Genomic DNA, 20,001 nt, shown 5'->3' with positions numbered 1-20,001 from the left:
GAGGCGGGTCCCGGCGCACGCCGGGACCCGCCCGGGCAACGGGCAGGCGGCCGCCGCCACCCGGTCAGACGTGGATGGGCTGCGACGTGCGGCCCGATGCGTCGTCGATCTCGCCGTGTGCCTTGGTGAGCAGTTGCATGGCGAGCTCGTTGAGGGCGCGGGCGCCGGCGATCTCCTCGCCGACTCTCGGCTGGTTGGAGTCGGTGTGGTGCCGACTCGCCCGCCCGTGCGCCCGGACCTCGCTGCCGTCGGGCAGACGGACCATCGCCGCCGCCCGCGTGTGCTGGTCGTCCTCCTGGAACTCCAGCTCCACATGCCATCCCACAGCGGTCTTCATCATGACGATCACCTCCGGAACACCTGCTTCCAGGGTGCTCCTCAAGCCGCCCCCGCGCACCCAAAGCGAAGGACTAACCCGCGTGCAGCATCAGCCCGATGCCGACGACAAGCAGCCCGGCCGCCGCGATGCGCGGCGCCCCGAAGCGCTCCTTGAAGAACACCGCGCCGATCGCGGCACCCACGATGATCGACGACTCCCGCAGCGCGGCGATCGGCGCGAGTTCCGCCTTCGTCTGCGCCCACAGCACCAGGGCGTACGCCGCCACGGACAGCGCGGCCCCGAGCAGCCCCAGCGCGGCGAACGGCCGCAGCCGGGCGACCGTGGTCCCACGCCAGCGCCGGACGGCGTACACCGGGATGACGGCGCCCTGGATGGCCATCAGCCAGGCGATGTAGCCGAGCGACGACCCCGAGGCACGTACGCCGAGTCCGTCGACGACCGTGTACGCGGCGATGGACAGTCCCGTCGCCAGCGCCGCGCCGATCGCCGCCCAGTTGGGCCGGTGCCCGCGCAGGCCCCACAGGGCGACGCCGGTCAGGCCCGCGCAGGACAGAGCGATGCCCGCGGCCGCCCAGCCGTCGGGCACCTCGTGCGCGAACACCGCGGCGAGCGCGGTGACGACGAGCGGCGCGGTGCCGCGCGCGATCGGGTACGCCTGCCCGAAGTCCCCGAGCCGGAAGGACTTCATCAGCAGCGCGTAGTACACGACGTGGATGGCCGCCGAGGAGAACAGGTACGGCCATGCCGCGCGGGCCGGGAGGGCGGTGAACGGCGCCATGGCCAGCCCGATCAGCAGCCCCCCGCCCGCGATGAGCGTGAACCCGACCAGCTTGTCGGTGATGCGGTGGGCGATCGCGTTCCAGCAGGCGTGGGTGACGGCGGCCAGCAGCACGGCCGCGGTGACGACCGGCGTCACGCGGTGCGCTCGCGCACGTCCACGAGGGTCGCCCCGGCCTTGTCGATCAGCGCCTTGGGCGCCATGGGGAAGACCGTGTACGGCGTTCCGGCCGCGGCCCAGACGACGTCGTGCTCCAGCAGCGACCGGTCGGCGAGCACCCGTGTCCGCGTCCGGTGCCCGAAGGGCGGCACCCCGCCGATGGCGTACCCGGTGGTCTCCCGTACGACACCGGCCTCGGCGCGGGTGACCTGCTCGGCGTCGAGTTCCTCTCGCACCCGCTCCACGTCCACCCGGGACGCTCCGTCCATGAGCACCAGGACCGGAACTCCTCCCCCGAGTTCTCCACTGCGCTCGAGCAGGGGGGACCCATATGCGGCGAAGATCAGCGACTTGCAGATCTGGCTCAGCTCGCAGCCGATCGCGGCGGCGGCGTCGGCGGCTGTCCGTGTCGCGTCCGGGAACCGGCGGATCTCGGCGGTCAGCTCCTTCAGGCCCAGCTCCCGCAGGGCCTCGGCGAACCGCGGGTGGGCCCCGGACGAGGAGGGCTCGGAAGACGTCGTCATGAACGGCAGGCTAGCAACGCCGGGTACCGGCGATCACGAGCGGATTCCTCCCGCCCCGCGGCGCCGGGAAGAGGCCGGTGAGGGTGCGCCGTCCCCACGGAACCCTCACCGGCCGTTCTGTCAGGAGGGCCGCGGGATCACACCCGCACCAGCTCCCGGTCCCCGTCCGGATCCGGGTCCTTCGGCCGCTCGGTGCGCAGGCCCTCGCCCTCCACGTCCACGTTGGGCAGGGCGCGGTCCAGCCACCGCGGCAGCCACCACGCCTTCCGGCCGAGCAGCGCAAGTACCGCCGGGACGAGCGCCATCCGCACGATGAACGCGTCGAAGAAGACGGCGATCGCCAGCCCGAAGCCGATCATCTTCACCATCGACTCGCTGGAGCCGATGAAGCCGGAGAAGACGGCGATCATGATGACCGCGGCCGCCGTCACCACGCGCGCACCGTGCCGGAAGCCCGTCACCACGGCCTGGCCGGGCTTCTCCCCGTGGACGTAGGCCTCCCGCATCCGGGTCACGAGGAACACCTCGTAGTCCATCGCGAGGCCGAAGACGACGCCCACCATGAAGATCGGCATCATCGACATGACCGGGCCGGTCTCCTCCACGCCCATCAGGCCGGACAGCCAGCCCCACTGGAAGACCGCGACGACCGCGCCCAGGGCCGCCAGCACGCTCAGCAGGAAGCCCAGCGCCGCCTTCAGCGGGACCAGAATCGAGCGGAAGACCACGATCAGCAGCAGGAAGGCCAGGCCCACCACGAGGGCCAGGTACGGGATCAGGGCGTCGTTCAGCTTCTGCGAGACGTCGATGTTCACCGCGGTCGCCCCGGTGACCAGCACCTTCGCGTCCGTCCTGGCCTCGATGTCGCCACTCGCGCCGCGGATGGCGTGCACCAGGTCCTCGGTGGTGGCCGAGGACGGCTTGGAGTCGGGGATGACGGTGACCGTCGCCGTGTCGCCGGCCCTGTTGGGCTGGGCCGGGGTCACCGTGACGACGTCGTCGAGCCCCTTGATCTCGTCGGTCACCTTGGTGAAGGCGGCCTTCGGACGCTCGCTGCCCTTCGCGTCGACCACGACCATCAGCGGGCCGTTGAAGCCGGGCCCGAAGCCCTCCGAGAGCAGGTCGTAGGCGCGGCGCTGGGTGGTGGAGGTGGGCTGGGAGCCGTCGTCGGGCATGCCCAGTTCGAGCGAGGCAGCCGGGACGGCTGCGGCGCCGAGGCCGATCACGCCCAGGAGCAGCACGGCGATCGGGCGGCGGACGACGAAACTCGCCCAGCGGGTGCCCATGTTCGGCCGGCCCGGCTTCCGCGCGGCCCGGCCGCCGCCCAGCAGCTTGCTCTTCCTGCCCGCCGGCTGCACCCTGCGGCCCGCGTAGCCCAGCAGCGCCGGGATCATCGTCAGCGCGATCAGGACGGCGACGACGACCGTACCGGCCGCGGCGACGCCCATCTTCGTCAGCATCGGGATGTTGACGACGGACAGGCCGACCAGGGCGATCACGACCGTCAGGCCGGCGAAGACCACCGCGGAGCCCGCGGTGCCCACGGCCCGTCCGGCCGCCTCCTCGCGCTCACGGCCCTCGGCCAGCTCGGCGCGGTAGCGGGAGACGATGAACAGCGCGTAGTCGATGCCCACCGCGAGACCGATCATCGTGGCCAGGGTGGAGGTGGTGGAGCCCAGGTCGAGGGTGTCGGCGAGTGCGCTGATCGTCGAGACGCCGATACCGACGCCGATGAGGGCGGTCAGCAGCGGCAGTCCGGCCGCGACCAGCGAGCCGAAGGTGATGACCAGCACGACGGCCGCGATCCCGATGCCGATGACCTCCGTCGCGCCGGTCTCGGGCGCGGCGCTGAGCGCGTCACCGCCGACCTCCACGGTCAGACCGGCGTCCCGCGCGTGCTGCGCGGCCTCCTTCAGGGCGGTGCGGGAGGAGTCCTGAAGCTCCATGCCGGAGACCTTGTACTTCACCGACGCGTACGCGATGGTGCCGTCCTTGCTGACGGCCCTGCCGGCGTATGGGTCGGTGACGGAGACGACCTCGGAGCCGCCGGACAGCTCCTTGACGGTCTTCTTCACGGTCGCCCTGTTGCCGGCGTCGGTCATCTTCTCGCCACCGGGCGCCTTGAACACCACCCGCGCGGTCGCCCCGTCGGCGCTCGCGCCGGGGAACCGCTGCTCCAGCAGGTCGAAGGCCTTCTGCGCCTCGGTGCCGGGGATGGAGAAGGAGGTGTTGCCCGCGGCGGGCGCGGAGGCGGCGCCGACGCCCGCGAGCGTCAGCAGCGCCACCCATATCAGGGCGACGAAGTGCCGTCGCCGGAAGGCGAACCGGCCGAGTCTGTAGAGGAACGTTGCCACGTCGGCGTACTCCCGGTCAGGTCGTTGGGGTGTTCTGGGCAGGGTTGATCAGCCCGACGACGTGAGCGGTGACGTCAGAGAGTGGGCTTGCTGGGGAGAACTGAGGGGGAGGGGGGAGGGGGGAGGGGGGAGACGAAGAGGAAGAGGGGGGAAGGGTCAGGAGATCGGAACGCCGAGGGCGGGGAGCACCACGGCGTCGATGTACGAACGCAGGAAGTCCTGGGTCGGCGGCTGGTCCTCGATCAGCGCGCGGACGACGAACCCGCCGGCCAGCATGTGCACCACGAAGTCCAGCGCCGGGCAGTCCGCGCGGACCTCGCCCCGGTCGATGGCGCGTTGCAGCAGCCGGCGGAACTCGACCGTCTCCGGTTCGACGAGCTGCTCGCGGAATGCCTGTCTGAGGTCCGGGTTGGTGTGCATGGCCATGGCCAGGCCCCGCATCAGCGCGGAGTTCTGCTCCATGACGCAGTCGTCCTCACGGGTCACCAGGGCGTGCAGATCACTGCGCAGCGACCCGGTGTCGATGCCGTCGAGCGGTCCGGGCTTGCCGTGCCGCATCGCTCTGACGACCAGCTCGGCCTTGCCGCCCCACTGGCGGTAGAGCGTGGCCTTGCTGGAACGGGTGCGCGCGGCCACGGCGTCCATGGTCAGGGCGTCGTAACCGACCTCGCGGAGCAGTTCGAGCACGGCCGCGTACAACTCGGCCTCGCGCTCGGGCGTGATCCGGCTCCGGCGCGCCGTCGCTGACTCGGTCATTTCCGCGCCCGCCTTTCCGCTTTCGTACATGACGAATGTAGCGCGCAACCTCATCGAAACGAAACAGTTTCGTACGTGTGCTGGGTCACGCCTGTCGGTTTTCCATAAGTTGCTCCGGTCCATCCCCGGGCGAAGCATGGGGAGGTGAGCTATCTGCGGCTGCCGCACCTCAGCGGTGATCTTCTGTGCTTCGTGGCCGAGGACGACCTCTGGCTCGCGCCGCTGGACGGAGCGAGCCGTGCCTGGCGGCTCACCGTGGACCGCACCAAGACCGGCCACCCCCGCTTCTCGCCCGACGGCCGCCACATCGCGTACACGAGCTGGCGCAGTCTGGTGCCCGAGATCCACCTGGTCCCGGCGGACGGGGGACCGGCCCGGCAGCTGACGTACTGGGGCAGCTCCGACACCCGGGTGTGCGGCTGGAGCCCGCCCGACGAGCACGGCCACACCGAGATCCTCGCCGTCACCTCCCAGGGCGAGCCCTTCTCGTACTTCACCTGGGCCTACAAGGTCGCCACCGACGGCTCCCCCGGCCGCGAGCTGCCCTGGGGCCCGGTCTCCGACCTCCAGGTCGCCGACCTCGACGGCGAGCGCAGGACCCTGCTGCTGACCGGCACCCCGCCCCACGAGCCGGCCTCCTGGAAGCGCTACCGGGGCGGCGCCATGGGCCGGCTGTGGCTGCACGGGAAGCGGTTGCTCCCCGACATCGCCGGCCATCTCGCCTGCCCCATGTTCGTCGGCGGACGGATCGCCTTCCTCTCCGACCACGAGGGCGTCGGCAACCTCTACTCATGCGCCTACGACGGCTCCGACCTGCGCCGGCACACCGACCACGACTCCTTCTACGCCCGGCACGCCGCCGGCGACGGCACCCGGGTTGTGTACCAGTGCGCGGGCGACCTGTGGATCGTCGACGATCTGTCCCCGGGCGCGGTCCCGCGCCGGCTGGACGTCCGCCTCAGCGGCGCGCAGGCGGGCCGCCGCCCCTACCAGGTGCCGGCCGCCCAGCACGTGGACGGCATCTCCGTCGACGAGACGGGCCGGGCCAGTGCGGTCGTCGTCCGCGGCTCCCTGTACTGGCTGACCCATAGGGACGGCCCCGCCCGCACCCTGATCGACACCACGGGCGTGCGTGTCCGGCTCCCGGAGATGCTCGGTGAGACCGGCCAGGTCGCCTACGTCACCGACGCCGAGGGCGAGGACGCGGTCGAGATCGCCCACCTCCCCCGCGCCACCGGTGCCCGCCCACCCCGACGGCTCGCCTCCGGACGGCTGGGCCGCGTCCTGGAGATGGTCTCCGACCCGGAGGGCGAACGGCTGGCCCTGGCCTCCCACGACGGCCGTCTGCTGCTGCTCGATGTGACGGAGGCCGGGGAGGCCGGAGGGAAGGTGGGGCCTGGGGAGGGCGGGGAGGCCGGAGGGGAGGTGGGGCCTGGGGAGGGCGGGGAGGCTGTTCCGGCCGCACCGGCCCGGGAAGCCGGCGACGCCGAAGAGGCGCGGGAGGCATCGGAGTACGCCGAGGGCTCGGAGGCATCCGAGACTGCCGAGGGCGAGGGGGCCGCCGAGGACAGGGCTGCCGCCGCCCAGGGCGGCGAGGCCACCGGGGCCACCGGGGCCGCCGGGCGCTCGATCGGCTCGGACGGCTCGATCGGCTCCGACGGCTCGGACGCCTCCCGTGGCCAGGCGACCGAGCTGATCCGCTCCGTCAACGGCCCCGTGCGCGACCTCGCCTTCTCCCCGGACGGGACCTGGCTGACCTGGTCGCACCCCGGGATCGGCCGGACCCTGCGGCAGATCAAGATGGCCCGGACGAAGGACCGTCTGGTCATCGACGTCACCAACGGCCGTTTCGAGGACGAGAACCCGGTCTTCACCCGGGACGGCCGCTATCTGGCCTTCCTGTCCTGGCGGGGCTTCGACCCGGTGTACGACGTGCACACCGGGGACCTCTCCTTCCCGCTCGGCTGCAAGCCGTACCTCGTCCCCCTGTCCTCCGCGACCCCCTCCCCCTTCGCGCTGAACCCGGAGGGGAGACCGGCCGCCGGCGGCCTGGACCCGGTCGAGGAGGAGGAGACCGGCGAGACCGGCGCGGTGACCGTGGAGGTGGAGGGCCTGGAGAACCGGGTGACGCCGTTCCCGGTCATCGCCTCCAAGTACTCGGGGCTGTACCCGGTCGCGGGCGGTGGACTGGTCTGGCTGCGCTGGCCGATCTCCGGCGCACTGGGCGAGACGTTCGCGAACCCGGACGACACCACCGGCCGGCCGACGCTTGAGTACTTCAACATCAGCAAGGCCAAGAAGTCCGAACTCGTCGGCCACCTCGACTGGTTCGCGGTCAGCGGCGACGGCACCCGGCTGGTCGTCGTCGACGAGGGCGACCTGCGTGCGGTGCCGTCCACCGAGCTCGGCGACAGCGACACGACGACCTGGATCGACGTACGCAGGATCCTGCACACGGTCGATCCGGCCGCCGAGTGGCGCCAGGCCTACGAGGAGGCGGGCCGGCTGATCCGGGCGTACTTCTGGGAGCCGAACATGTGCGGCATCGACTGGGACGGGGTGCTCGCGCAGTACCGCCCGCTCGTCGAACGGGTCGCCTCCCCGGACGAGTTCGCCGATCTGCTGCGCGAGGTCCTCGGCGAACTGGGCACCTCCCACGCCTACGTCACCGCCGCCCGCCGCAACGAGGGCCCACCGCACTACCAGCGCTGGCAGGGCCTGCTGGGCGCCAACCTCGTGCACCGCGACGCCGGCTGGGTGGTCAACCGGATTCTGCCCGGCGACTCCTCCGACTCCAAGGCCCGCTCGCCGCTGGCCGGCACGGGCATCCGCGAGGGCGCCGTGCTGACCCACGTGGACGGCCGCCCGGTGGATCCGGTGGCGGGGCCGTATCCACTGCTGGCCGGTTCGGGCGGTACGACCGTGGAGCTGACCTTCGCGCCCGCGGAGGGCCAGGGGCCGCCGCGCCGGGTCGCGGTGGTGCCACTGATCGACGAGCGGCCGTTGCGCTACCAGGACTGGGTCGCCAAACGCCGTGCGGTGGTGCGCGAGTTGAGCGGTGGCCGGTGCGGCTATCTGCACATCCCCGACATGGGCGGCTCGGGCTGGGCGCAGTTCAACCGGGACCTGCGCATGGAGGTGTCCAGGCCCGCGCTGATCGTCGACGTGCGCGGCAACGCGGGCGGGCACATCAGCGAACTGGTCATCGAGCAGCTGACCCGGACCATCCTCGGCTGGGATCTGACCCGGAACGCCCAGCCGGTGTCGTACACCTCGAACGCCCCCAGGGGCCCCGTCGTGGCCCTCGCCGACGAGGCGACCTCGTCCGACGGCGACATGATCACGGCCGCCTTCAAGCTGCTGAAGCTGGGGCCGGTGGTCGGTCAGCGCACCTGGGGCGGCGTGGTCGGCATGACCGGCCGGCACCGCCTGGGCGACGGCACGGTGATCACGGTGCCGATGAACGCGGCCTGGTTCGACGCCTACGGCTGGTCCGTCGAGAACCACGGCGTCGCGCCCGACCTCGAGGTCCTGCGCACCCCCCTGGACTGGGCCGAGGGCCGCCACGCCCAGATGGACGACGCGATCGAACTGGCCCTGGAACTCCTGGAGACCAACCCGGCGGCGACCCCGCCGGACCACCGCGACGTCCCGGACCGCTCCCGGCCGAAGCTGCCCCCGCGCCACTGAGTCAGAGTCACGGCGCCCCGTCGGCCCCGGACGGCACCCCATCGGCACCCCATCGGCACCCCATCGGCACCGGCCCACGGGCACCACAACGCGAAGCCCGCAGGTACGACAACGCGAAGCCCGCAGGCAGCGCAACGCGAAAAGGGGCCCACAGCACCGCGACGCGAACGTGGGGTGCCCCGGCACACAGGGCACCCCACGCCTTCCCGGCCGAAGCCGAGCGCGGCAACTCGCGTGACTACCGGTCGTAGTCCTCGTTGAGACGGTCCTCCATCTCGTCGTGCGCGTCGTCCATGTCCCGACGCGCACGCTCACGCTGCTGGGTCGGGCGCTGGCCGGCCTTCTCGCGGCCCTCGCCGCTGCGCTCCTTGCCCTGCTGCTGCCACTGCTCGGCCTGGTCCTGGAACTTGTCCTTCGTACCCATGCTGTTTCACTCCCATGTGGGTGAGGGGGATCCCCAAGTGGGTGAGGGGATCGGCCTCGACCAGATTCACACGGGTGGTGACCCTGTGCATGTCGATCACTTACGTTGCGTAGTTGGCATGGTCCGGTGCTGTTCGTCGGCCGCGCCGCCCGCCCCCACGAGCCCGGTCCGCATCCCCGTCAGCCGGTCCGCGAACCGCCGCATCTCCCGCTGTCCCACCGTCCCGATGAGCCCCGGCAGATACCCGCGCACCCCCTGCATCCCGCGCAGCCACCACTGCCCGTACACATGGCTGGACCGCCGTTCGATGCCCGCCACGATCCGGTCCACCGCCGGTCCGAGCGGATAGGTCTTGCTGGACGGCCACGGCAGCCGTTGCCTCAACTCCCGCATCACATCGTCCTGGTCGGCCCCGCGCACCATGTCGGTGTCGGTCCAGGACAGGTACGCCACGCCCACCCGCACGCCCTTGTGGCCGACTTCGGCCCGCAGGCTGTGCGCGTACGCCTCCACACCGGACTTGGAGGCGCAGTACGCCGTCATCATCGGCGCCGGGGTGATCGCGGCGAGCGAGGCGATCTGCAGCAGGTAGCCCCGGCTCTCGGTCAGCGCGGGCAGGAACGCCCGCCCGGTGACCGCCGATCCGATGAGATTGACCTCGATCACCCGTCGCCAGGACTCCGGGTCGGAGTCGGTGAACGGCCCGCCGGTCGCCACGCCCGCGTTGGCGACCACGATGTCGGCCTTCCCGAACCGCTCCTTGACCTCGGCCGCGACCCGGGACATCGCCTCGTGGTCGGTGACGTCGGCGTACCAGTGCGCGCTCTCGCCGTGCAGCCGCTCCGCGACCTGCTTGAGCGCGTCCGGCTCCAGGCCCACCAGCGCGATCTTCGCGCCGCGCGCGGACAGTTTGCGCGCGAGCAGCTCGCCGACGCCCCTCGCGGCCCCGGTGACGACCGCGACCTGCCCCTCCAGGCTCACCCTGCTCATGCGCCCTCCTTGATCCGTGCTTCGTCGCTGCTGTCGTGTGCGCGTGCGTAGGTGCCGACGAGTTCCCGGATCCTTCCGGTGACCAGCTCGGGCGCCTCCACCGGCGTCATGTGGCCGAGTCCGGGCAGCTCGGTCAGGCCGACGCAGTCCGGCAGCGCGGCGGCCAGCGCCCGCGCCTGCACCGGCGGGGTCAACCGGTCGGCCGTGCCCACGACGACCGCCGCCGGCACCCCCAACCGCCGTACGCCGTGGTCGAGATCGAGCAGGTTCAGCACCCGCGACCAGGCGTGGCGCACACGGCGCGGGCAGGCGTGCACGATCCGGGCGCACGCCTCGACCATGTGGGGTGCCGAACCGGGGCCCATGGTCGCGTACTTGAGCATCCGCAGGGCGAGCGGCGTGACCGGGCCGAGCGGCGCCCGGGAGCCGAGGATGTGCCGGGTCAGCCAGGTCCGCAGCCGTCCGGGCCGCATCGGTACGACGGTCGACTCGGCGACCAGCCGCGAACTGCCGGTGCTGCACAGCAGGACGGCCGCCGCGTGCTCCTGGAAACCGGGCCGGGCGGCCGCGGCCATCACGGTCATCCCGCCCATCGAGTGGCCCGCGATCACCGCCTTCTCGCCGGGCGCGAGGGTCGCCGCGAGCACGGCCTCCAGGTCGTCGGCGAGCGCGTCCGTGCTGCACGCCCGGCTCGCCGGGCTGCGTCCGTGGCCGCGCTGGTCGTAGGCGATGACACGGTGGTCGGCGGCCAGGTCCCGGATCTGCGCGGCCCAGAAGGCGGTGGAGCAGGTCCAGCCGTGGGCGAGGACCACGGCCGGGGCGCCGGGATCGTCGACGGGCCCGTGCACCTCGACGTGCAGCCGGGCGCCGTCGGCGGAGACGGCGGTGAGTTCGCGGGCGGGGGCGGGAGGGGCGTACGGACCGGAGGAGACGTACGTCGGACGGCTCACGCGTCCACCTCCACCTGGTCGCCCGCACTCCTGCCGCCGGCCTCGCTCTTCCCGACGGCCTCGCTCTTCCCGCCGGCTGCCCGGACGACCTCGTACTCCGCGAGGTCCACGCGCCGCGTGGCGCGCCGGAACTCGGTCGTGGTGCCGGGCCAGATGGTGGTGTTGCGGCCGCTCGCGTCCAGGTACCAGCTGGTGCAGCCGCCGGTGTTCCACACGGTGCGCTCCATGCGCTCCTGAACCTCGCGGTTCCAGGCGTTCACAGCGCTCGGGCGGGCGTCGAGGGCGACGCGGCCGCCGAGAACGTTCAACTGCCGCAGATAGTCGGCCATGTAGTTCAGCTGGGACTCGATCATGAGGATCATCGAGGAGTTCCCGAGGCCGGTGTTGGGGCCGATGATCGTCATCCAGTTGGGGAAGCCGGCCGCCGAGGCCCCGCGCAGCGCCTCCATGCCGCCCTTCCAGGTCTGCGCGAGCGTACGGCCGTCGGCGCCGACGACCCGCTCGGCGATCGGCATGTCGGTGACGTGGAAGCCCGTACCGAAGATGATCGCGTCGACCTCGGCCTCGGTGCCGTCGGCGGCGACGACGGTCGATCCGCGGATCTCGCTCAGCCCGCTGGCGACGACGTCCACGTTGTCCTGCGCGAGCGCCGGGTAGTACGTGCTGGACAGCAGGATCCGCTTGCAGCCGATGCGGTAGTCGGGGGTGAGCCGGGCGCGCAGGGCCGGGTCCTTGATGGCGCGGGCCATGTTGCGCTTGGCCAGCTGCTCGACGAATCCGAGCTCGCCCGGACGCTTGGTGAACGCCTGGACCTGCAACTCCCGGATGGCCCACAGCAGTCCGCGGCGCAGCTGCGTGGTCGCGGGCAGCGCGCGGTGCAGCCCGCGCTCCAGGCCGCTGATGGCACGGTCGACGCGGGGCATCACCCACGGCGGGGTGCGCTGGAAGAGGGTGAGCCGGGCGGCCTCGGGCTGGATGGACGGCACGATCTGGATGGCGGAGGCGCCGGTGCCGACCATGGCGACCCGCTTGCCGGCGAGGTCGAAGCCGTGGTCCCAGCGCGCGGAGTGGAACACCTTGCCCGGGAAGGAGTCGAGCCCCGGGATGTCCGGCACCTTCGGGTCGGACAGCGGCCCGGTCGCGGAGACGACGACGTCGGCGGAGAGATTCCCGCCGGCGGTCTCGATGTCCCAGCGCAGCTGCTCCGCGTTCCAGGTCATCTTCTCGACCTCGCAGCCGAAGCGGATGTGCGGCCGGAGGTGGAAGACGTCCGTGACGTGCTCCAGGTAGGCGCGGATGTGCTCCTGCCCGGAGAAGGTGCGCGGCCAGTCGGGGTTGGGTGCGAAGGAGAACGAGTACAGGTGGGAGGGCACATCGCAGGCGCACCCCGGATAGCTGTTGTCGCGCCAGGTGCCGCCGACGCTGTCGGCGCGCTCCAGCACGACGAAGTCGGTGATCCCCTCCCGGCGCAGCCGCACGGCGGCGCCCAGCCCGCCGAACCCGGACCCGATCACCGCCACCCGCACATGCTCGCCGTCGTGCTCGTGCTCGTGCTCGGCCATTGAGCGCCCCTCCATGACTCGCGTTCAGCGACGCGCATCCAGCTTCCAGCGACTCTGCCAGTGAACACTGGCGCAATGGGGAGCGTAGAGGAGCTCCGTACCGATCGGTAGGGGGCGGGCAGGGGCGATTTGCATCAGCGGCCGCCGCCGCGGGTGCCGCCGGCACAACATAGGCTTCCGATGTGGCAGAAGACGCTGGACGACGCGACGGACAACGCCGGGGCCCACGCGAGTACCGCATGGAGGAGCTGGCCCGGCTGGCCGGCATCACCGTGCGCACCCTGCGCTTCTACCGCGAGCGCAAGCTGATCCCGCCACCGCGCCGCGAGGGCCGTATCGCCTGGTACGACGACCACCACCTGGCCCGCCTGCGCACCATCTCGGCCCTCCTGGAACGCGGCCACACCCTGAACGGCATCGCCGAACTGGCCGAGGCCTTCGACCACGGCCGCGACGTCGGCGACCTGCTCGGCCTCGGCGCCCCCACGGAGGAGACCCCGGTCCGCCTGACCCCCGAGCAACTCGCCGACCACTTCGCCGGAGAGGTCACCGCGGAGAACCTGGCCGCCGCCATGGAACTCGGCTACCTCGGCACCGACGGCGACGAGATCGTCCACATCAGCCGCCGTCTGCTGGACGTCTCCGCCGCCCTGGTCCGCGAGGGCATCCCCCTCGCGGAGGTACTGACGGCCGGCCGCCGCGTCCGCGAGCACGCCGACGCCCTGGCCGCCCTCTTCACCGACCTGATCCTCCGCCATGCCCCCGAGGAAGACCTCCAGCGCCTGCGCCCCCTGGCGAAGAGCGTGGTGGAGGCGGAACTGTCCATGGCCCTGGACCGGCGGCTGCGCAAGCGGCCGTGACGGCCTCGGTCCGAAAGCGCGGAGTTCAGAGGTCGTAGACCACCGTCACCGGGGCGTGGTCCGACCACCGCTCGGCGTGCGTGGCCGCCCGCTCCACAAACCCCTTGACGGCCTTGGCGGCGAGTCCGGGGGTGGACACGTGGTAGTCGATGCGCCATCCCGAGTCGTTGTCGAAGGCCCGCCCGCGGTACGACCACCAGGTGTACGGCCCCTCGACGTCCGGGTGCAGGGCGCGGACGACGTCGACGTAGCCGCCGGCCGTGGGGTCGAAGACCGTGCTCAGCCACTCCCGTTCCGCCGGGAGGAAGCCGGAGTTCCTGGTGTTGCCGCGCCAGTTCCTGAGGTCGGCCTGCTGATGGGCGATGTTCCAGTCGCCGCAGACGAGGACCTCGCGCCCGTCGGCGGCGGCCCGTTCGCGCAGTTCCTTGAGGTGGGCGAGGAACTCGCCCATGAAGCGGACCTTCTCGTCCTGGCGTTCGGTGCCGACCTCACCGGAGGGCAGATAGAGGGAGGCGACCGTCACACCCGGCAGGTCGGCCTCGACGTACCGCCCGCTGCCGTCGAACTCCGGGGACCCGAAGCCGATCTGGACGCGGTCGGGCTCGCGACGGGTGTAGAGGGAGACGCCGGCACGGCCCTTGGCGGCGGCGGGCGCGTGCACGACGTGCCAGCCGCCTGGGGTGCCGACGTGCTCGGGCAACTGGTGCGGCTCGGCGCGCACCTCCTGCAGGCACAGCACGTCGGCCCCGGTCCCCGCGAGCCACTCCACGAAGCCCTTCCTGGCGGCGGCGCGCAGTCCGTTCACATTGGCGGAGGTCACAGTCAGCACCCGGGCACTTTACCGGCACACTGGACGGGGCCTCGCAGGAGACCGTCCTGCCGCCCTCCTGTTACCGAATGCATTGATATACGGTGCCCAACATGATTTTCCGTCCCGTGCCCTTCGACCATCCGGACGCCGTCAAGCTCAACGACGAGGTCCAGGCCGAGTACCACGTCCGCTACGGCGACGGCGGCGACGCCACCCCGCTCGACCCGGCGGACTTCCGCCCGCCGAACGGCGTGTACCTGATCGCGTACGACGCGGACGGCACGCCGGTGGCCACCGGCGGCTGGCGCAGCCAGGACTGGACCCAGGAGGGCCACGAGGACGGCGACGCCGAGCTCAAGCGGATGTACGTGATCGAGCAGATGCGCGGCCGGGGGCTCGCCCGCCGGATGCTCGCCGCCCTGGAGGAGGACGCCCGCGCCGCGGGCCGGGCCCGCATGGTCCTGGAGACCGGCGACCAGCAGCCCGAGGCCATCGCCCTGTACACCTCCAGCGGCTATGAGCCGTGCACCAAGTTCGGCTACTACCGGGAGTACGAGTCGAGCATGTGCTTCGCGAAGAAGCTGTAGCCGAACACGGCGAAGCCCCCGCCGGTTGTCCCAGCGGGCCGGCGGGGGCAGCCGCCGAGGGTGCGGCGCACTCCGAACCGCCAGCGAGCGCCGGTCCGTGGCTCCGGACACAGCGGCGGCCCCGGCCCGGACCGCAGCCGCGCAGTCCGACACCCCGCACTGGAACCGGGGTTACGCCTTCGGCGGCAGATACAGGCACCGGACGGACGAAGAGGGCGTCCCGGCCTCGTCGCGCAGTGGCCCTCGCCGGAAACGCCGAGATCCCGACCCGACGGTGACCGTCTGATCGGGATCTCTGATACCACCCATGGGTGGTGATGCGTGGACCTGAGGGGATTTGAACCCCTGGCCCCCTCGATGCGAACGAGGTGCGCTACCGGACTGCGCCACAGGCCCTTGCAACGAGTGAAACTCTAGCATCCCCGTCCGGGTGCTTGGTAATCCGTTCCCGGGCTGGTCAGGGGTGGGACTGCGGTGGGGCTCCTGAGGCGTTGTCCGCAGGGGCCGGGGGGCTACTCGTTGGCCGCGCGCGGCCGGTCGCCCTCCTCGTACTGGTCGAAGAGCGGGGTCCGGCCGCGCTCGCGGGAGCGGCGGGCGGAGGCGGCGCGGCGGGCGTCGGTGCGGCCGCCGGCCGGCCGGTCCTCGGTGTGCGGCTCGGTGTGCGGCTCGGCATGTGCCGGGGGCTCCTCGGCGGCGGGTGCCGCGTCCTGCTCCGGGACCGCCGAGGACGACCGCGCCGAGCTCCACGCGTCGGGTGCGCCCAGATCCACGTCGGAGGTGGCCCGGGGGGCGACCGGCGCCGTCACGTAGGTGGGCAGCGGCACGGGCACCGGGTCCCAGCTGTCGCCGTGGCCGGGGCGGCGCTGGCGCTCGCGCTGCTGGTCGAGCCACTCGGCATGGTCGGTCTGCTCGACCAGGGCGCGCCGGTCGGCGGCGAGTGCGGACAGTCCCGGGTCCGTCTCCGGCTCGGGGGCGGTGTCCGGCTGGTCCACGGCGGGGTCGACGGGGTCGCGCCGGCGGGGATGGCGCCGGCTCTCCCGCAGCCGCTGCGCGGCGGCCTCGGCGCGGCGGCGGTCCATCTGGTAGGCGAAGCGGCGCCGCTCCTGGGCGCGCAGATACGCGATGTACCCGCTGAGCAGTACCGCGGGCACGCCGGGCGCCCAGAGGAAGGCGAGCCCGCCGACGGCGGCGACGATCGCGCCGAGGGTGAAGGCGAGGAAGAGGAGGACGGTGGTGCGCCGACGGCGCGCGAGGACCTTCGAGCGCCGGGCGCGCGCTGCGGCCGCCTCCGCGCCGGGCGCGCGCCGAGCCGCAGGGACACGTCTACGCACGGGCGCGTCGGCGGACCGGGGCGCCGGTGCCGTGCCCCTGGCCGCCGCCGGCTTACCCGCCCGGTCGCGCCGATCACGCTGCTCGCGCTGCTCGCGCTCGTCGCGTACCGCCTTCTCGTGTGCCGGCCGGTCGAGGTCCGCCTCCGGCCGGTCCTGGGCCGGGGGCTGTTCCCGCTCCTGGGCGCGGGCCGGGGGCACGGCGAAGGCCCGGACGTCCACCGAGTCGGTGACGGCGTCCGGGACACCGGCGCTGAGCTCCCCCTCCTCGGTGGAGCGCGCCCGCAGGTCCTTGGCGTACCGGCGCTCCATACCCGCCCGTCCGGACAGCAGCCGGATGGCGGTGCTGAAGCGTTCCGTCGGACGGGCCTCGTTCAGCTCGTCCTGCCTACGGAGCCACATCGGCACCAAGTAGGCGGCCCAGGCCCCGACAATGACTGCGTAGATGAGGCCGCTGCTGCTCACGCCTCACACGGTAGAGGGGTTTACGTGAGGCCATCTGCCAATTGGGCCGGTGTGTCGCACGATCTGGCTGATATTTCGAACTTTTTTTGTGACCGATGCGATCAGCAGGCCGTCAAGCCCGGGAATTCGACGTGCCCCAGACGATCGCAAGCAGATGACATGGCGATCAAATTCGAACATATATTCAATTTGCGGGTCAGGCGGGATTCCCCTTGGGTGCCCGCTCGGAGCGCGTCCGCCGCCAGCGGCCCAGCAGCCCTTCGGGCACCTCCTCCGCGGTGAGCGCGAAGACCAGGTGATCCCGCCAGGCTCCGTCGATGTGCAGATAACGCGGCCGCAGGCCCTCCTCACGGAATCCGAGTTTCTCCACGACCCGGCGGCTCGGCCTGTTCTCCGGGCGAATACAGACCTCGACACGGTGCAGCCCGACGGTGCGGAAGCAGTGGTCCACGACGAGCGCCACGGCCGTCGGCATCACCCCGTGGCCGGCCACCGCCTCGTCCACCCAGTAGCCGACATGACCCGAGCACATCGAGCCCCAGGTGATACCGGCGACCGTCAACTGCCCGACCAGCCGCCCCTGGTACTCGATGACGAACGGCAGCATCCGGCCCGCGTGCGCCTCGGACCTGAGGTGCCGCACCATCTGGCGGTAGGTCGGCCGGTGCGCCATCGGCCCCCCGGGGGCGGGCGGCGGAATGGTCGCCTCCCAGGGGCGCAGCCAGTCCCGGTTGCGCCGGTTCACCTCGCGCCACGACCGTTGGTCGCGCAGCTTTATCGGCCGGAGGACGACATCGCCCTCCGCGAGCACGACGGGCCAGGATGGGCTGTTCAGCTCGCACCCCCCGTGCTGGGTCTGGGGTGGTCCCCGCCGCGGAGCTGGTCGGCGGCGTGCACCAGCAGCGGCTGAAGGACGGCGAGGCCGTCCCTCACCCCGCCGGTGGAGCCCGGCAGATTGACGATCAGCGTCCGCCCCGCCACCCCGGCCAGTCCCCGGGACAGCGCCGCGGTCGGCACCTTCTCCCGGCCGAACGCCCGGATGGCCTCCGCGATGCCCGGCACCTCGTGGTCGATCACCCGGCGGGTCGCCTCGGGGGTGCGGTCGGTTGGTGAGATGCCGGTGCCGCCGGTGGTGACGATGGCGTCGTAGCCGGCCTCGACCCCGGCCCGCAGGGCCGCCTCCACGGGGTCGCCGTCGGGTACGACCTGCGGTCCGTCGACGGTGAAGCCGAAGCCCCGCAGGCCCTCGGCGATCAGCGGGCCGCCCTTGTCCTGGTAGACCCCTGCGGCGGCGCGGTTGGAGGCGGTGACCACCAGAGCGCGGTAGGTCATGTCCGGCTCCAGTCGCCCGACTTGCCGCCTGTCTTCTCCTCCACCCGTACGTCCGTGATGACCGCCCCCTTGTCGACCGCCTTGACCATGTCGATCACGGTGAGCGCGGCGACACAGACCGCGGTGAGCGCCTCCATCTCCACGCCCGTGCGGTCCGTCGTCTTCACGGTCGCCGTGATCTCCACGGCGTCGTCCGCGACCGACAGATCCAGTTTCACACCCGACACCGACAACGGGTGGCACAGCGGGATCAGGTCCGGGGTGCGCTTGGCACCCATGATCCCGGCGATCCGCGCGGTGGCGAGGGCGTCGCCCTTGGGCACCCCCTCGCCGCGCAGCAGCTCGACCACGCGGGGCGAGACGAGGACGCGGCCGGCGGCGCGGGCGGAGCGCGCGGTCACGTCCTTGCCGGACACGTCGACCATGCGGGCCGCGCCCGCGTCGTCGATGTGCGTCAGTCGGTCCTGCACGCGGTCGTGCGCAGGGGGTCCGGGGGTCTCCCCCCGGGAAGGCACAGTCATGATCGTGTGGCGCTCCCGGTCCGGGCCCGGCGCGGTGCGGCGCGCGGGCCTGCTGTGCGCGACACGCTACCGCCAACCAGGACTGCTCAGCCGAGCAGGACCACCTCGACCTCGGCGCCGGGCTCGACGGTCTCGGCGCCCTCGGGGACGACGATCAGCGCGTCGGCCTGCGCGAGGGCCGCGATCAGATGGGATCCGGAGCCTCCCACGGGGGCCACCTCGCCGTCGGCGTACGCCCCGCGCAGGAACTGCCGGCGGCCCTTCGGCGAACTCAGCGTCTTGTCCGCGGCCAGGGTGGCCCGGACCGTCGGCCGGTGCACGTCCTTCAGGCCCATCAGGGTGCGGATGGCGGGGCGGACGAAGAGCTCGAAGGAGACGTAGGACGACACCGGGTTGCCGGGCAGCGCCAGCAGCGGGATGTGGTCCGGGCCGATGGAGCCGAAGCCCTGGGGCTTGCCCGGCTGCATGGCGAGCTTGCGGAACTCCACGCCGCTGCCCGGCTCGTCCTCGTCACCGACGTGCGACAGCGCCTCCTTGACGACGTCGTACGCCCCGACGCTCACCCCACCGGTGGTCACCATCAGGTCCGCGCGGACCAGTTGGTCCTCGATGGTGGACCGCAGGATGTCGGCGTCGTCGGCGACGGCGCCCACCCGGTAGGCGATGGCGCCGGCGTCGCGGGCGGCCGCGGTCAGCGCGAAGCTGTTGGAGTCGTAGATCTGGCCCCTGCCCAGCTGTTCGTCGGGCTGGACGAGTTCGCTGCCGGTGGAGAGCACGACCACGCGCGGACGGGGGCGCACCCGGACCGTGCCGCGGCCGATCGCGGCGAGCAGGGCGATCTGCGGCGGCCCGAGGACCGTTCCGGCCTGCAGGGCGCGGTCGCCCGCCTGCACGTCGCTGCCCTTGGCGCGCACGTGCGCGCGTGCCTCGGCCGGCCGGTACACGCGCACCTGCCCGGTGGCATGCTCCGGGGACAGGCTGCGGGCGCGCATTCCGCTCACCGGGCCCTCGCCGAGCCCGCCGTCGGTCCACTCCACGGGGACGACCGTCTCGGCGCCGGGCGGCAGCGGGGCACCGGTCATGATCCGGGCGGCCTGCCCCGGACCGACATGGAGCAGGTCGGCCGCGCCCGCGGCGACGTCCCCGACCACGTCCAGCGCGGCCGGAAACTCCTCACTCGCGCCGGCGACGTCCGTGACCCGCACCGCGTACCCGTCCATGGAGCTGTTGTCGAACGGCGGCAGGGAGAGGGGCACCATGACGTCGTCGACCAGGACGCATCCCTGGGCGTCGAGCAGTTGCAGCTCGATGGGTTCGAGAGGACGGACGGTGCTGAGGATGTCCTCCAGGTGCTCGTCCACCGACCACAGGTGGTCCGGGCCGTCGGTCCGGGGCTCGGCGCTGCTCAACGTCGTTACATCTCCTCGGCTACGTACCGCTGAAGCCAGGCCCTGAAGTCCGGGCCCAGGTCTTCACGTTCGCACGCGAGCCGGACGATGGCACGCAGGTAGTCGCCGCGGTCGCCGGTGTCGTAGCGGCGGCCCTTGAAGACGACGCCGTGCACCGGGCC

Annotated in this window: 18 protein-coding genes, 1 tRNA gene and 1 pseudogene; 3 read left to right on the top strand and 17 right to left on the bottom strand. The window is 72.3% G+C overall.

Translation table 11 applies throughout. From position 1 onward, the window contains the following. Positions 1-64: 64 nt before the first annotated feature. The 5 genes from ACH4UM_RS26490 to ACH4UM_RS26470 form a co-directional block, all read right to left on the bottom strand. Positions 65-340 (bottom strand): DUF1876 domain-containing protein, encoded by a 276-nt coding sequence (locus ACH4UM_RS26490; RefSeq protein WP_398184113.1) that lies wholly within the window; start codon positions 338-340, stop codon positions 65-67. Between the two features lie 70 nt (positions 341-410). Next, positions 411-1,256, bottom strand: coding sequence for an EamA family transporter (locus ACH4UM_RS26485; protein WP_398184110.1), 846 nt, complete (start codon positions 1,254-1,256; stop codon positions 411-413). Beyond that, positions 1,253-1,801 carry a YbaK/EbsC family protein gene (locus ACH4UM_RS26480; protein WP_398184107.1) on the bottom strand — a complete coding sequence of 183 codons (549 nt, stop codon included), beginning with the start codon at positions 1,799-1,801 and terminating at the stop codon, positions 1,253-1,255. Before ACH4UM_RS26480 ends, ACH4UM_RS26485 begins: the two co-directional genes overlap by 4 nt. A gap of 137 nt (positions 1,802-1,938) precedes the next feature. Beyond that, positions 1,939-4,155: an MMPL family transporter gene (locus tag ACH4UM_RS26475; protein WP_398184105.1), complete on the bottom strand. Its 2,217-nt coding sequence runs from the start codon at positions 4,153-4,155 to the stop codon at positions 1,939-1,941. 156 nt (positions 4,156-4,311) lie between these two features. Next, entirely contained in the window at positions 4,312-4,911 is a 600-nt protein-coding gene (locus ACH4UM_RS26470) for a TetR/AcrR family transcriptional regulator (protein ID WP_398184103.1), read from the bottom strand. Between the two features lie 144 nt (positions 4,912-5,055). Here ACH4UM_RS26470 and ACH4UM_RS26465 point away from each other — a divergent pair, with 144 nt between their 5' ends. After that, the gene (locus ACH4UM_RS26465; RefSeq protein ID WP_398184100.1) at positions 5,056-8,601 is read left to right on the top strand and encodes a S41 family peptidase; all 3,546 of its coding nucleotides are present in this window, start codon (positions 5,056-5,058) and stop codon (positions 8,599-8,601) included. Between the two features lie 238 nt (positions 8,602-8,839). Here the strand turns inward: ACH4UM_RS26465 and ACH4UM_RS26460 are convergent, their stop codons facing one another. The 4 genes from ACH4UM_RS26460 to ACH4UM_RS26445 all read right to left on the bottom strand — a co-directional run bounded on the left by ACH4UM_RS26460 (position 8,840) and on the right by ACH4UM_RS26445 (position 12,527). Next, entirely contained in the window at positions 8,840-9,025 is a 186-nt protein-coding gene (locus tag ACH4UM_RS26460) for a hypothetical protein (RefSeq protein WP_398184097.1), read from the bottom strand. 96 nt (positions 9,026-9,121) lie between these two features. Next, a complete protein-coding gene (locus tag ACH4UM_RS26455; protein ID WP_398184095.1) occupies positions 9,122-10,015 on the bottom strand; it encodes an SDR family oxidoreductase in 894 nt (297 codons plus the stop codon). Then, positions 10,012-10,965 (bottom strand): alpha/beta fold hydrolase, encoded by a 954-nt coding sequence (locus ACH4UM_RS26450; RefSeq protein ID WP_398184092.1) that lies wholly within the window; start codon positions 10,963-10,965, stop codon positions 10,012-10,014. Before ACH4UM_RS26450 ends, ACH4UM_RS26455 begins: the two co-directional genes overlap by 4 nt. Then, positions 10,962-12,527, bottom strand: coding sequence for a flavin-containing monooxygenase (locus ACH4UM_RS26445; RefSeq protein ID WP_398184090.1), 1,566 nt, complete (start codon positions 12,525-12,527; stop codon positions 10,962-10,964). The genes ACH4UM_RS26450 and ACH4UM_RS26445 overlap by 4 nt, the downstream gene beginning before the upstream one ends. Before the next feature lie 239 nt (positions 12,528-12,766). Between ACH4UM_RS26445 and ACH4UM_RS26440 the strand changes: the two genes are divergently transcribed. Next, positions 12,767-13,387 carry a MerR family transcriptional regulator gene (locus ACH4UM_RS26440; protein WP_398184522.1) on the top strand — a complete coding sequence of 207 codons (621 nt, stop codon included), beginning with the start codon at positions 12,767-12,769 and terminating at the stop codon, positions 13,385-13,387. A 25-nt stretch (positions 13,388-13,412) separates the two neighbouring features. Here ACH4UM_RS26440 and ACH4UM_RS26435 read toward each other — a convergent pair whose 3' ends face one another. Next, positions 13,413-14,216: an exodeoxyribonuclease III gene (locus ACH4UM_RS26435; RefSeq protein WP_398184087.1), complete on the bottom strand. Its 804-nt coding sequence runs from the start codon at positions 14,214-14,216 to the stop codon at positions 13,413-13,415. Between the two features lie 92 nt (positions 14,217-14,308). Between ACH4UM_RS26435 and ACH4UM_RS26430 the strand changes: the two genes are divergently transcribed. Further along, a complete protein-coding gene (locus ACH4UM_RS26430; protein WP_398184084.1) occupies positions 14,309-14,785 on the top strand; it encodes a GNAT family N-acetyltransferase in 477 nt (158 codons plus the stop codon). A gap of 322 nt (positions 14,786-15,107) precedes the next feature. On the opposite strand, the gene ACH4UM_RS26425 is transcribed toward ACH4UM_RS26430, so the two are convergent. From ACH4UM_RS26425 to ACH4UM_RS26395, 7 genes and pseudogenes are all read right to left on the bottom strand, one after another. Beyond that, positions 15,108-15,181: transfer RNA gene (locus tag ACH4UM_RS26425), tRNA-Ala, on the bottom strand. Positions 15,182-15,297: 116 nt separating this feature from the next. Further along, positions 15,298-16,578 carry a gephyrin-like molybdotransferase receptor GlpR gene (glpR, locus tag ACH4UM_RS26420; protein ID WP_398184081.1) on the bottom strand — a complete coding sequence of 427 codons (1,281 nt, stop codon included), beginning with the start codon at positions 16,576-16,578 and terminating at the stop codon, positions 15,298-15,300. A 196-nt stretch (positions 16,579-16,774) separates the two neighbouring features. Beyond that, the gene (locus ACH4UM_RS26415) at positions 16,775-17,389 is read right to left on the bottom strand and encodes a GNAT family N-acetyltransferase (protein WP_398184078.1); all 615 of its coding nucleotides are present in this window, start codon (positions 17,387-17,389) and stop codon (positions 16,775-16,777) included. Between the two features lie 20 nt (positions 17,390-17,409). Next, positions 17,410-17,910: a molybdenum cofactor biosynthesis protein B gene (locus tag ACH4UM_RS26410; protein WP_398184075.1), complete on the bottom strand. Its 501-nt coding sequence runs from the start codon at positions 17,908-17,910 to the stop codon at positions 17,410-17,412. Then, positions 17,907-18,431: a cyclic pyranopterin monophosphate synthase MoaC gene (gene moaC / locus ACH4UM_RS26405; protein ID WP_398184073.1), complete on the bottom strand. Its 525-nt coding sequence runs from the start codon at positions 18,429-18,431 to the stop codon at positions 17,907-17,909. The genes ACH4UM_RS26410 and moaC overlap by 4 nt, the downstream gene beginning before the upstream one ends. Positions 18,432-18,517: 86 nt before the next feature. Further along, positions 18,518-19,840, bottom strand: a complete 1,323-nt coding sequence (glp, locus tag ACH4UM_RS26400; RefSeq protein ID WP_398184071.1) for a gephyrin-like molybdotransferase Glp — start codon at positions 19,838-19,840, stop codon at positions 18,518-18,520. 5 nt (positions 19,841-19,845) lie between these two features. After that, a pseudogene (locus ACH4UM_RS26395) lies at positions 19,846-20,001 on the bottom strand (UTP--glucose-1-phosphate uridylyltransferase); the annotation flags it as partial.

Origin of the sequence: Streptomyces sp. NPDC020801 (genome assembly GCF_044334385.1) — a bacterium.
Taxonomy (GTDB): domain Bacteria; phylum Actinomycetota; class Actinomycetes; order Streptomycetales; family Streptomycetaceae; genus Streptomyces.
The sequence above is the reverse complement of the archived record's forward strand: the minus strand, read 5'-3'. Positions and strand labels throughout refer to the sequence as shown.

Excerpts from the sequence above, each read along its gene's own strand:
- ACH4UM_RS26490 (WP_398184113.1), bottom strand. The coding sequence starts at position 340 with ATGATGAAGACCGCTGTGGGATGGCATGTGGAGCTGGAGTTCCAGGAG.
- ACH4UM_RS26480 (WP_398184107.1), bottom strand. The coding sequence starts at position 1,801 with ATGACGACGTCTTCCGAGCCCTCCTCGTCCGGGGCCCACCCGCGGTTC.
- ACH4UM_RS26470 (WP_398184103.1), bottom strand. The coding sequence starts at position 4,911 with ATGACCGAGTCAGCGACGGCGCGCCGGAGCCGGATCACGCCCGAGCGC.
- ACH4UM_RS26460 (WP_398184097.1), bottom strand. The coding sequence starts at position 9,025 with ATGGGTACGAAGGACAAGTTCCAGGACCAGGCCGAGCAGTGGCAGCAG.
- ACH4UM_RS26455 (WP_398184095.1), bottom strand. The coding sequence starts at position 10,015 with ATGAGCAGGGTGAGCCTGGAGGGGCAGGTCGCGGTCGTCACCGGGGCC.
- ACH4UM_RS26445 (WP_398184090.1), bottom strand. The coding sequence starts at position 12,527 with ATGGCCGAGCACGAGCACGAGCACGACGGCGAGCATGTGCGGGTGGCG.
- ACH4UM_RS26440 (WP_398184522.1), top strand. The coding sequence starts at position 12,767 with ATGGAGGAGCTGGCCCGGCTGGCCGGCATCACCGTGCGCACCCTGCGC.
- ACH4UM_RS26430 (WP_398184084.1), top strand. The coding sequence starts at position 14,309 with ATGATTTTCCGTCCCGTGCCCTTCGACCATCCGGACGCCGTCAAGCTC.
- ACH4UM_RS26410 (WP_398184075.1), bottom strand. The coding sequence starts at position 17,910 with ATGACCTACCGCGCTCTGGTGGTCACCGCCTCCAACCGCGCCGCCGCA.
- moaC (WP_398184073.1), bottom strand. The coding sequence starts at position 18,431 with ATGACTGTGCCTTCCCGGGGGGAGACCCCCGGACCCCCTGCGCACGAC.